Here is a 12108-nt window from a genome sequence, read left to right on the forward strand (position 1 = left end):
TCAAAGGTCAAGATATGGGTTTGTTGTTTTTAGCAACTTTATTATTGTAACATAATTAAATTAGCTTGTCAACAACTTTTCCCGATAGTCACTCTGTCGTTTTTGGCGACTTGAACATATTAACACGTTAGATCGGAACCTGTCAACACATTGATTCCTTATACATAAATACTCACCGCTAGTTATTTAAAAATAATAATTCCGTTTTCCTCTAGCTCAGAATTTTGGATTCATATTTTTATGATGGTGTGTTGAAGAGACTTGCGCAAACTCGATTTCACCACAGGTACAATTAAGCGCAGCATCGCTCACCTAGCTCCACCGTAAACACTTATTGCTGGAACTAAACATAGATTTTTAAAATTATACTTATCATAAAACAAAGTCAACAACCATATTTAAGGCTGTTGACTCAATCAGTAAAAACAAATATACCAAAACCTATAGTGCCATTGTGATTTTTTATGGAATAATTAGCATATCCATAAATACTAAAGCAACAATACCTGGGATTCCTAAAAATCCTGAAACAGCTGCAGTAAATGCATTTATAGGTAATCCATAATCCACTAATGTTCCAAATGTGTTTAAAAAGAAAAGTAATAATGCACCTATTAACAAACGTATAGCACCTTGTCCAATCCATCTTAAAGGCTTCATCGGAGCTCCTAATATTAATAATAGAAATATAAGAGCACCCAATAAAGATAGGACTACAACTGGCTCCACTTAAAACAAACCCCCTTCTTAAATGTATGAACTGGAAGGATAATAAGTTTTTTAAGAAATTCTCCTTATTAACCTTAACAATATCCTAACTTGGAAGTCTCCAAGTAGTACAAGTTCTCTATTAGAAGGTATGTTTAACATTTAGAAATATTACAATTATTTCCCTAATCGGGTTCGTCTCACTCTTGCTTCTTTCAATAAAAATATATACTTTGCTTTTTCGATTTTTGCTCTATAAATAACATCGTTATGATGATCAATACTTTTATCCAACAAACTTTCCCGTTGCTTTACCCGTTTTTTCAAAATATCTAGATAACTTAAGAGTCGATTATCCTCTTCTTTACGGAGTTTTCCTTTTTTTACAAACAACATGGTTATCCTCCTTTATATTTCTCGTCTACCTTCGATCGCTTTAGATAGTGTTACCTCATCAGCGTATTCTAAATCGCCACCTACTGGTAAACCATGGGCAATTCTTGTTACCTTAAGACCAGTAGGTTTAATTAACCGAGATATATACATTGCCGTTGCTTCCCCTTCAATGTTAGGATTCGTGGCAATAATGACTTCCTGAACGGTTTCATCCTGCAGTCTCTTTAAAAGATCTGGAATATTAATATCCTCTGGTCCTATCCCGTCAACTGGAGAAATTGCTCCTTGCAATACATGATACAGACCAGTGTATTCTTTCATTTTTTCCATGGCTATAACATCTTTAGTGTCCTGAACAACACAAATCGTAGTTTGATCACGGGAAGAATCATCACATATTCGGCATGGATCCGTATCAGTAATGTGGTGACAAATGGAACAATAGGATAACTGCCTTTTTGCATTAACTAAAGCTTTTGCAAAATCCAATACATCATCTTCCTTCATATCTAAAACAAAGAACGCGAGCCTTGCAGCTGTTTTCGGACCAATTCCAGGCAAGCGCATAAACCCTTCAATAAGCTTTGATATAGGTTGAGGATACTGCATGGTATAGGCTCCTTCCAATTTTTAATCAATTCTAAATTCTTATTTTATCCTCTATATATAGCCTTAGTATAGTATTAATTTAGCAAATGCCTAACATTAAAAAAAGGCTTGGTTTTCCAAAAAACCAAACCTTCTTTCTCAAAAATCATATATCCTCCAAAATGATCAACAAAAAGAGGCTTTATCATTTAATTTAGAATAATCCTGGTATGTTCATTCCTTTAGTGAATTTACCCATTTTTTCATTAACTAACTCATCAACCTTTGTTAGTGCCTCGTTTGTTGCTGTTAGGACAAGATCTTGTAACATTTCAACGTCCTCTGGGTCAACAACCTCTTCTTTAATAATGATATCTAAGATTTTCTTTTCTCCATTTGCAACAACAGTCACCAAACCGCCTTGTACAGATACTTCAACCGTTTCTTCCTTTAATTGCTCCTGCGCTTTGGCCATATCCCGTTGCATTTTTTGCATTTGTTTCATCATGTTTCCCATATTTTTCATTTAAATTCCCTCACTTTCTCCATCACTGGATGGCTATTCTTTTATTTCAACTAAATCTCTTCCAACAAGCTTCACAGCTTCTTGAATGAGAGGATTCTCTTCCTCTTCTTCTTTATTACCAGGGGCCTCTTGATCCATTGACCTTTGTTCTTTCAAGAAAGATTCTTTCGTTTCCTCCCAATGATTCACCAAGAGTGCAAATAGTACCATTGGACGGTGCATTATGCTGGAAACAGTTTGTTCAACTACTGGACGGAATTTCTCATCTATCATATCACGATGCATCTCATTCTTAAAGGCTAAAACAAATTCCCCTTCAGAACTGGCAACCGGTTTACAATCACTTAACCATGCAGAACACGGTACACTTTGTTGTTTCACTTGTTCCATTATTTGTCCCCAATGCCCATTAAGTTCTTGTAAATGTTGTTTGCTAGCTTTAAGAAGCATCGTCTTTACTCGTGATATTTGAACTCTGCTTTTTCCACTTGCTTGAATAGACCTTGGTTTGGAACGAACCGTTTCATCTGATTGTGGAGTTTTCTGTTCAGTTGGACTTATCCCGTTTTCTGCAATCCGTTTGACCGTCTGTTCTAATTCGTTGATACGTTTCAGTAGGTTCTGGACATCATCACCCTGGTCAGTTAAATTGTTTCCTTCTGCTTTTACACTATGTAACATATGACATACTTGAACAATAAACATTTCAAGAAATACTTTTGGATGGTTTGACCACTTCATTTCTTGTTGGAAACGGTTTAAGTACTCCATCACTTGAAAAATCCAATCCTGATCAAGGGAATCTGCTATTTCCTTAAACTTCTCATCTGTCATAACACGATCCTTAACCTCATCCAGTTGTGGTGCTGCTTTATACATGAGAACATCGCGATAGAAAAAGATCATATCTTCTACAAATCTGTTAGGATCTTTACCATCTCTGATAATTGTGTCCACCGCTTCTAAGCCCTCAGCAACATCCCCATCACGCAACGCTTGTGCAACATTATAAAATAATTGTTGAGAAACAGCACCTGTAATAGACAAGACATCTTCTAAAGTCACGGCATCTTCTGAATAGGATATGGCTTGGTCCAATAAACTAAGGGCATCGCGCATTCCACCTTCAGAAGCCCTTGCAATCATCGAAAGTGCATCTTCATGAACTACAATATTTGAGGCTTCGATAATTTCCTTCATTCGGGCAATCATAGCTTGGGCACTAATCCGTTTAAAATCAAATCGTTGACAACGGGATATAATTGTTAATGGTATTTTATGAGGTTCAGTTGTGGCCAATATAAAGATAACATGCCTCGGAGGCTCTTCCAACGTTTTTAATAAGGCGTTGAATGCACCTGTTGACAGCATATGGACTTCATCTATTATATACACCTTATAGCGGACAGCGCTTGGTGCAAATTTGACCTTATCCCGAATATCCCGTATTTCATCTACTCCATTATTACTGGCGGCGTCTATTTCCATGACATCTACAATTGTTCCATCAGAAATCCCACGGCATGCGTTACAAACATTACAAGGTTCTTCTACAGGAGATTTTTCACAATTTATTGCTTTGGCTACAATTTTAGCAGCACTGGTTTTTCCCGTTCCTCTAGGACCTGTAAACAAATAAGCATGGGACAACTTCTCTTGGATTAAAGCGTTTTTTAAGGTTTTGGTTATGTGTTCTTGACCAACAACATCTGATAAACTTCTCGGCCGCCAAACCCTGTAAAGTGCTTGATAACTCATGAAAGCGCACCCTTTCTATTACACCATTCTGGAGCAATTTTACTATACATCATTAACTCATTCTTATTATACCGATTCACAGGACTAAATACAAAATGATTCTTATTTCCCGATTTTTATATAATAAAAAAACTGTCAAAAAATAGACAGTTTTTCATTTTAAATATAATTAAGTGCCGTGCACCTTCTTTTGATTAAAGCAACCCAGGCGTTACCTAAGCAGTTAGCTCAGCTCAGGCGACTCTACGGCACACGGAAGATACCGCTTACTGCTGCTTCCTTCCGGACCTGACAGGGTTCACGGGCTTCCGTTGCGTAGAACCCAAGCGTCAACACCACTTACTTAGGTCAGACCCTACGATGCTAAAACCTCGAGAAGGGATTCGGCCTCGCTATAGCGGATTGCGAGTACAGGGCACCGCTACCTCCCCGCTTAGCACGGCAAAATTATAAATATTATCAGGCATCGTTTTTAACGACGCATATATAAGTATAGTAGGTTTAGACATGAATTGCAAGAGAGCATCCAAAAGGGTTTTTGGTAAAAATGGATAGACCTTCCGCGATACTTATATATCCCTATCTCTAGTAGTGTCTGGGCTTTCGCCGATTTGTTCTTCTACTTTCTTAAGCTTTTCCATGAGTATATGTGGTGGTGTATGCATTACATGTTCAATTGGCATTTTTAATTTTTCAGAGATCATCTTAGCAGTTTCTAATGATATTTGATTAGGTCTCATAAACATCCTCCTTAGTTATAATTATTACTTTACTAATACCCATAATTACTATCATCTTATCAATATATCTTCTAGTTTCCGAGAGATTTCTTTCTTTTTCGAAGATCTTGGAAAAATTCAGTAAGAAGGAGTGAACATTCCTCTTCTAAGATACCGCTAGAAAGGAGGACGGAATGATTAAATCTAGGTTCGTCCAATAAGTTCATTATTGTACCGCAACAGCCTCCCTTAGGGTCTGTTGCTCCAAATACCACTCTTTTTAATCGTGCTTGGACAATAGCACCTGCACACATTGGACAAGGTTCTAACGTAACATAGAGAACACAATCTTCCAGGCGCCAAGTTCCAAGCTTCCTACACGCATCTTCAATGACGATGATTTCCGCATGGGCAGTGGAAAGTTGTTGCTGCTCCCTAAGATTATAACCTTTGGAAATGATTTCTCCATCTTTTACAAGGACTGCTCCAATTGGAACCTCACCGATTTGTTTAGCATTTTCCGCTTGTCTGACTGCTTCTTCCATATAGCTTTTGTCTTGATCTAGCCAATTTTTCTCTAGGGGCATGGCAACCATCCTTTTAATAACTAATTCACTTTTTAATAATTTTACATTATTTATTATTAAATACAAACATGTGGATAAAGAAACTACTATAAAATAGGAAAGAACAATAAACTTTTTAAAAACACAAAAGGATTCACATTTTTTTAATCTATATAACAGAAAAAAGGCAATGGGAAAAATCCCAAAGCCTTTTAATTCATTAGCATGATCAGAATACATAACATGTCAAACTAACAAGTAAACTTACGTAGCAATGACATGCTATGTAAGCTTACCTTGCTGATTTTGGATTAAATGCATCTTTAATACCTTCTCCAATAAAATTAATGGAAAGGATTGTTAAAGTAATAGCCATTGCAGGAGGAACCCATATCCACCACATACTTCTGATAACGTGTGGTTGTCTTGCCTCTTGCATCATATTTCCCCAACTAGGTGTGCCAGATGGAACTCCAAAACCTAAGAAACTCAGTGCTGTTTCAGCTACAATCATAACAGCCAATAAAAGAGTAGCCTGTACAATAATTGTTGTCATAACATTTGGTAACAAGTGTTTACGAATTACTTTGAATGGACTACCTCCAATGGAGATTGCTGCCATAACGTACTCGTTTTCTTTTTCTGACATTGTTTTACTTCGAACAACCCTTGCTGCTCCTGTCCAACCTAATACACTAATAACAATGATCAGTGCCCAAATTCCTGCTTCTCTGAAAATAGAAGCAAGTACTATGACAAAGACGAGGAATGGAAAGTTCATAACAAAGTCTGTAAAACGCATTAAAACGGCATCAACCCAACCACCATAATATCCGGAAATTGAACCAATTATTGTTCCAAAAGAAACAACTAGAAACATACATACAAACCCAATGGTTAGAGAAGTTCTACCGCCGTATAACAATAGTGTCCAAATATCTCTTCCCGCAACATCTGTTCCCAACATAAAATCCCCGCCAGGTGGAACATTTCGGTTCATGATATCTACACGTGTAGGATCAAATGGAGTAATCCAAGGTGCAAGAAAAGAAAGTATAGTTACAATTACCAAGAAAGCTAAACTTATCATTGCTAACTTGTTTTGAAACAGTTTACGTCTAGCTATTGCCCACGGGGACTGCTTTTTGGCTATTTTTTTTAATTCTTGTGTTGATTGATTATCTAATGTTTCCATAACCTACATTCCCCCTATTCTACCCGTATTCTTGGATCCACTAAACCATACACTAAATCGGCAATTAAATTACCAATTAATGTAGCCACTGATAACATTAGTGTAATGGCTAAGACTACTGATGAGTCACGATTATTTATAGAACTTACAAATAACTCACCGATTCCAGGAAATCCAAATACTGTTTCAATAATAACGGAACCACCAATAATGCTTGCAATATCAAAACCAAATAAAGTGACAATTGGAATAATTGAATTTCGTAAAATATGCTTATTGTAAATTTGGTTTTCTGATGTTCCCTTCGCTCTAGCTGTACGCACATAATCTTTTTGTGCACTCTCAATAATATCATTTCTTAAGAATTGAGTATAACTTGCTGTTGTCAGCGCACCTAAAACTAATGCAGGTAAAGCAGTATGCCTTATTTTACTCACCCAATAATCCATTGTTCCAGGTGTTACACCGGATCCAATACTACCTGTTGCCGGAAACCAGCCTAATTGGAATGAGAAAAAGAAAATTGCAAAAATAGCCGCAACAAAGCTTGGAATTGCCAGCATTAAATAGTTTAGGCCCTGTATTCCATAATCTCCAATGGTATAAGGATTTCGACCAGCGTATCTCCCCATAAAAAATGCCAGGATATAAGTTATAATCATCGACATCACTGAAAGGAGAATCGTATTAGGAAGTCGTTGACCGATTAAATCTGTAACAGGCATTTTGTGATTAAATGAACGACCAAAATCCCACTGCAGAATATTTGTTGCCCATCGTGCATACTGAACATGAACTGGGTCATTCAAACCCAATCTTTCTCTCATTTCAGCAATATATTCTGGATTTGAGTTCTGAGGGTCGATTTGCCCGGAAAGGGCATCCCCTGGCATAGCTAATGCCAGGGAAAATACCACAATGGAGATCATGACCAAAATCGGAATCATGATGATAATTCTACGTAAAGTGTATATTAACATTGATCATTTCTCTCCTTGCTAAAATCTATTGAATACTTTCCAGTTGTAGTTTTATACCACAAATTATTACTTATTCAACGTCCGTTCTATACCAAAGGTGTGGGTTATATACTGCACTGCTTAAGAACGGTTGAACATTCTGTACATTTGCATTTACCGCATATACACCAATTGGTGAGAATAAAGGAATCATTGGTAATTCTTCATTTACGTGTTGGTGCCACTCTTGATAAACTTGCGTACGGTACTCTGGATCTAAAGCATCTAAGCTTAATCCTTCTCTAATTAATTCCTCAGATGTTTCAGAATACCATCTTGGGAAATTCCAAGCATCTGACTTTCTCCAAAGACCAGTTGGATCAGGATCAGCAGATAAGCCCCAAGCGCCCATAAATAAATCAATATCTGGATGATCTTCTTCTACTAAGTCATAGAAAAGATTCATTTCAAATAACTGTCCATCTTGTAACTTTGCATTAACGCCAACATCTTGTAAGTTTTGAACAATATAAGTTGCACGTGGTTCAGAAATATCAGACCCACTCATAGCCATAAAGTTAACTGTGAAAGGATTTCCATCAGGATCTAATCTCCATCCATCAGCATCTCTTTCTGAATATCCAGCTTCATCTAAAAGCTCATTTGCTTTTGCAACATCAGCATCACGATCAGCAGTATCATATTGAGTTAATGTTGATTCATCAGGATAAGCCCAGCTAATCACTGATTCAGGAGCATTGATAACCACACCGTAGCCATCGCTGAATGCATTAATGATACCTTCACGGTCAATTGCATATGCAAATGCTTGACGTACACGAACATCTTCAAACTTTGGATTATCCATTACGATCTCTTCACCATTCCAGTGACCTAATTTAAATCCAATATAGCTATATGAAAGTCTTTCATAATCTAAAACTTGTACAGCCTCATTACCTTCAAGTTGAACAGCTTGTCCAGGTTGAATTTCAAGGATATCTACTTCACCTTGTTGTACTAATTCAGCACCCATTGCACCGTCAACAACTCGGTATACAACACCATCTAAGTTAGCTGGACCTTGCCAATAGTCATCGAAACGTTCCATCTCAACCATTTCTCCAGGTACGATGTTCGTTACTTTAAATGGTCCAAACCCAACCGGGTTTCTACGTACTTCTTCAGAATCCTCTAAGTCAGCTACTGCAATACCTTCGTAATGATTACTTGGCATTGGGTTAGTCCATAAATTAGAGATTGTGTTAGGAGCAGGATCATTCACTTGTAATTCAATAGTATGACTATCCACAACATTAACACCTTCTAGTTCATGAACTGGTAGTGGATCATACTCTTCTAATGATCTAACATCACTTGCACCAACGATCATTTCAACATTTGACCAACGGTCTCCAGTATAATCAGGGTGTGCAATTACTTGCCAAGTGTAAACCATATCTTCTGCAGTTAATTCATTTCCATCATGCCAAAGAATTCCTTCTTGGATAGAAATAGTAACTGTTAATCCATCTTCAGAGATTTCAAAATCTGCAGCATGTGGAACAGTCATTAAATCTTCTGCAGTTGAAAATAATGTATCATGCATTAATCCTAATACTAAAGAATCGTCTTGACCACCATAGTGAGCCCAGTCAAAAACTCCAGCAAATGGTTGTGTAAATCCATAAGTTACTGTACCACCTTGAGGTACATCACCTTCTGTCGTTTCTTCTGTATCATCTACATCCGTTTCACTTGAATCTGTATCCGTATCAGTTGGTTCTTCATCTTCTCCACCGCAAGCTACTACTAATAAAGAAATAGAAAGTAGCATGGCAAGTAGCAATAATAGTGACTTTTTCATTCTAGTAAATCCCCCTATGTTTTTAGTATAAGTGTTATTTTTATTCATAAAGCAAACAAGAGACCTTGTGTTCTTTATTCACCTCCTTTAAATGAGGTCTTTTTTCACTGCACTCAGGCATTGCTTCTGGACAGCGAGGATGGAATGGACATCCTGTTGGCGGGTTCTGTGGACTTGGAACATCACCAGTTAAGATAATTCGCTCACTTTTATTTCTTGGATCAGGTTGCGGAATGGCAGAAATTAAAGCTTGAGTATACGGGTGCTTAGGATTTTGGTATATCTCATCAGCATCTGCAACTTCCACCAAGTTTCCTAAATACATTACACCAATTCTGTCACTCATATGTTTTACAACACTTAAGTCATGGGCGATAAATAATAGTGTAAGATCAAATTCTTTTTGAAGACTTTTCAATAAATTTAAAACTTGTGACTGTACTGATACATCCAGTGCAGATACCGGTTCATCTGCTACTATTAATTTTGGCTTTAACGCTAATGCCCGTGCAATTCCTATACGTTGGCGCTGACCACCTGAAAATTCATGAGGATATTTATAATAAGCATCCTCCGGTAAACCTACTTTTGTTAATAGGTCTAACACTTCATCTTTCAAGCTTTTTTCAGAGCCCTTCCCAAAATTTATTAATGGTTCCGATACAATACTTCCAACCATCATTTTTGGGTTAAGTGAGGCGTATGGGTCTTGGAATACCATTTGAATATCTTTTCTTATATTTCGCAGACGGCTTCCACGATAATTTGTAATATCTTTTCCTTCAAAAAGAATTTTTCCGCTTGTTGGTTTGAACAGTCTTGTAATCGTTCTTCCGGCAGTGGATTTACCACAACCTGATTCCCCTACTAAACCAAAAGTTTCTCCGCGTTTTAATTCCAGTGATATACTATCTACTGCTTTAACATCGCCAATTTTCTTTCTGAAAAATCCGCCTCTTACTGGATAATATTTTTTTAAATCTTTTATTTCTAAAAGATGCTCTGATTTTTTTGGCGTGTCTTGTATCATGATTGCACCTCCTCTTCTTCCATTTCAGGGCGGCTTGCATCATATAGTATACATCTTACAGAATGTCCCTTTTCTGTTTCACCTAATCTTGGTGTGATTTCTCGACACTCCGGCATTGCTTCCGGGCATCTGTCCGCAAAGCGACATCCAACCACTGGCATGTTTTTCAGAGATGGAACAATACCTTTTATTGTATTTAGTTCCTCCACTTCCTCGTCCATCCTCGGAATGGAGTTAAGAAGAGATCTTGTATATGGATGTTGAGGATTATAAAAAATACGATCCACATCGGACTGTTCCACTACTTGACCTGCATACATTACGACAACACGGTCCGCCATTTCTGCTACTACTCCTAAGTCATGTGTAATTAGCAATACAGCCATCCCTACTTCTTCTTGAATATTTTTTATCAACTCAAGAATTTGTGCTTGTACAGTTACATCCAGAGCTGTTGTTGGTTCATCTGCTATAAGGAGTTGAGGTTGACATGCTATCGCCATTGCGATCATAACACGTTGTCTCATTCCTCCCGACAACTGATGAGGATACTCATGAACAATTTGTTCAGCTCTTGAAATACCTACTTGCTGCAATAGGGAGATAGATTTTTTTCTAATCTCTTCCCTAGGTATTTTTACATGATTGATTAGTACTTCATCCATTTGAAATCCAATCGTCAACACCGGATTTAAAGCAGTCATAGGCTCTTGGAAAATCATGCTTATATCTTTACCACGGATTTTGTTCATTTCCTTTGTATTTAATGGAACAAGATCCCTGCCTTTATAAAGGATCTGCCCCTTATCTACTTTCCCATTATGTTTAGGGAGTAAATCCATAATCGATAAAGACATAACACTTTTTCCACAACCAGATTCACCTACAACACACACAACTTCCTTCGGGAACACATCAAAAGAAACATCTTTTACTGCATGGTAGGTCTTTCCTTCTATATTAAAACCTGTGTGTAGATTCTTTATCTCTAATAATGCTTCTTTATTACTCATAGGATATCAAACCCCTCAAATATTTTCTGAAAATAATAAAAAAAGATGTAATTGTAATATTATAATAATGTTTATTTTGTGTCAATATTTTATTTGTATGTCAGCACAAATGTAAATGTAGCGTTTTTATAATAATTCCAATTGTCTGATAACTACTCTTAAAGGGAAAATCATATTAATAACTGTTCTATTTATCACAATAACAGAATACAATTTAATATGAAAAGTTGTTATAATACAAATTATTTACAATAATAATTATATTAATATATTATATAATATTTTTAAATATTATTTCTTCGGAAATAGTGCAATCTATTTTTCCCATAAAAAAATCCAAGTTTCTTCTTGGCTACTCCTACCTCCTCTATTGTTTGTTAAAAAAAGGTATATATTACATCACATTTATTGAAAAGTAAAAACAAGAAATATAGTTTGGACAAAACACGCTATGAAACATTATACACGGTTTAGAGATAATATGCATGTTTTTTTATCAAAAAGTAGGTCTTTTATCTATTAATTAGTATATAAACTGTATCCTTTTTATCCTAATTTAAGTTATATTGTAAAAAAATTACAATTGTATAGTTTTGGTTTTACAAAAAAAGGTAATTTCCATTAACACAAATGTGTTCTTAGGAAATTACCTTTTTTGAGAGATAAGAAAGTATAAGTTTTTTTATCGTTGTCTAGCTCCAGCTCCTACTCGCTACGGGGCACTTCGGAAGTGACAACCGAAGTCAAAGAGCGGACTTCTAGTTGTCATTCCTCCACTGCCCT

General features: G+C 36.5%; 12 protein-coding genes and 1 other RNA gene. All 13 read right to left on the reverse strand.

The genetic code is table 11. From position 1 onward, the window contains the following. Nucleotides 1-462: 462 nt before the first annotated feature. The gene (locus KS419_RS02630) at nt 463-729 is read right to left on the reverse strand and encodes a pro-sigmaK processing inhibitor BofA family protein (protein ID WP_217064535.1); all 267 of its coding nucleotides are present in this window, start codon (nt 727-729) and stop codon (nt 463-465) included. 156 nt (nt 730-885) lie between these two features. Then, nucleotides 886-1104 (reverse strand): YaaL family protein, encoded by a 219-nt coding sequence (locus tag KS419_RS02635; protein ID WP_217064536.1) that lies wholly within the window; start codon nt 1102-1104, stop codon nt 886-888. Between the two features lie 12 nt (nt 1105-1116). Then, nucleotides 1117-1713, reverse strand: a complete 597-nt coding sequence (gene recR, locus KS419_RS02640; RefSeq protein WP_217064537.1) for a recombination mediator RecR — start codon at nt 1711-1713, stop codon at nt 1117-1119. Nucleotides 1714-1906: 193 nt separating this feature from the next. Continuing rightward, nucleotides 1907-2218, reverse strand: coding sequence for a YbaB/EbfC family nucleoid-associated protein (locus KS419_RS02645; RefSeq protein ID WP_246593620.1), 312 nt, complete (start codon nt 2216-2218; stop codon nt 1907-1909). A 33-nt stretch (nt 2219-2251) separates the two neighbouring features. After that, on the reverse strand, nt 2252-3976 hold the full coding sequence (gene dnaX / locus KS419_RS02650; protein ID WP_217064538.1) for a DNA polymerase III subunit gamma/tau: 1725 nt from the start codon (nt 3974-3976) through the stop codon (nt 2252-2254). A 176-nt stretch (nt 3977-4152) separates the two neighbouring features. After that, an RNA gene (ffs, locus tag KS419_RS02655) (signal recognition particle sRNA large type) lies at nt 4153-4418 on the reverse strand. 127 nt (nt 4419-4545) lie between these two features. Then, entirely contained in the window at nt 4546-4716 is a 171-nt protein-coding gene (locus KS419_RS02660) for a YycC family protein (RefSeq protein ID WP_217064539.1), read from the reverse strand. 71 nt (nt 4717-4787) lie between these two features. Then, entirely contained in the window at nt 4788-5282 is a 495-nt protein-coding gene (tadA, locus tag KS419_RS02665) for a tRNA adenosine(34) deaminase TadA (RefSeq protein ID WP_217064540.1), read from the reverse strand. Nucleotides 5283-5553: 271 nt separating this feature from the next. Next, nucleotides 5554-6456, reverse strand: a complete 903-nt coding sequence (gene opp4C / locus KS419_RS02670; RefSeq protein ID WP_217064541.1) for an oligopeptide ABC transporter permease — start codon at nt 6454-6456, stop codon at nt 5554-5556. A 14-nt stretch (nt 6457-6470) separates the two neighbouring features. After that, nucleotides 6471-7436: an oligopeptide ABC transporter permease gene (opp4B, locus tag KS419_RS02675; protein WP_217064542.1), complete on the reverse strand. Its 966-nt coding sequence runs from the start codon at nt 7434-7436 to the stop codon at nt 6471-6473. A gap of 70 nt (nt 7437-7506) precedes the next feature. After that, on the reverse strand, nt 7507-9282 hold the full coding sequence (gene opp4A / locus KS419_RS02680) for an oligopeptide ABC transporter substrate-binding protein (RefSeq protein ID WP_217064543.1): 1776 nt from the start codon (nt 9280-9282) through the stop codon (nt 7507-7509). A 40-nt stretch (nt 9283-9322) separates the two neighbouring features. Further along, nucleotides 9323-10312, reverse strand: coding sequence for an ABC transporter ATP-binding protein (locus KS419_RS02685; protein WP_217064544.1), 990 nt, complete (start codon nt 10310-10312; stop codon nt 9323-9325). Next, on the reverse strand, nt 10309-11325 hold the full coding sequence (locus KS419_RS02690; protein ID WP_217064545.1) for an ABC transporter ATP-binding protein: 1017 nt from the start codon (nt 11323-11325) through the stop codon (nt 10309-10311). Before KS419_RS02690 ends, KS419_RS02685 begins: the two co-directional genes overlap by 4 nt. Nucleotides 11326-12108 lie beyond the last annotated feature (783 nt).

The sequence above is a fragment of the Evansella tamaricis genome, assembly GCF_019042215.1.
Lineage (GTDB): Bacteria > Bacillota > Bacilli > Bacillales > Salisediminibacteriaceae > Evansella > Evansella tamaricis.

Bases quoted from the DNA above. Each gene is read 5' to 3' on its own strand.
- dnaX (WP_217064538.1), bottom strand. From the start codon at position 3,976: ATGAGTTATCAAGCACTTTACAGGGTTTGGCGGCCGAGAAGTTTATCA.
- tadA (WP_217064540.1), bottom strand. From the start codon at position 5,282: ATGCCCCTAGAGAAAAATTGGCTAGATCAAGACAAAAGCTATATGGAA.
- KS419_RS02660 (WP_217064539.1), bottom strand. From the start codon at position 4,716: ATGAGACCTAATCAAATATCATTAGAAACTGCTAAGATGATCTCTGAA.
- opp4B (WP_217064542.1), bottom strand. From the start codon at position 7,436: ATGTTAATATACACTTTACGTAGAATTATCATCATGATTCCGATTTTG.
- opp4C (WP_217064541.1), bottom strand. From the start codon at position 6,456: ATGGAAACATTAGATAATCAATCAACACAAGAATTAAAAAAAATAGCC.
- KS419_RS02635 (WP_217064536.1), bottom strand. From the start codon at position 1,104: ATGTTGTTTGTAAAAAAAGGAAAACTCCGTAAAGAAGAGGATAATCGA.
- opp4A (WP_217064543.1), bottom strand. From the start codon at position 9,282: ATGAAAAAGTCACTATTATTGCTACTTGCCATGCTACTTTCTATTTCT.
- recR (WP_217064537.1), bottom strand. From the start codon at position 1,713: ATGCAGTATCCTCAACCTATATCAAAGCTTATTGAAGGGTTTATGCGC.
- KS419_RS02645 (WP_246593620.1), bottom strand. From the start codon at position 2,218: ATGAAAAATATGGGAAACATGATGAAACAAATGCAAAAAATGCAACGG.
- KS419_RS02685 (WP_217064544.1), bottom strand. From the start codon at position 10,312: ATGATACAAGACACGCCAAAAAAATCAGAGCATCTTTTAGAAATAAAA.
- KS419_RS02690 (WP_217064545.1), bottom strand. From the start codon at position 11,325: ATGAGTAATAAAGAAGCATTATTAGAGATAAAGAATCTACACACAGGT.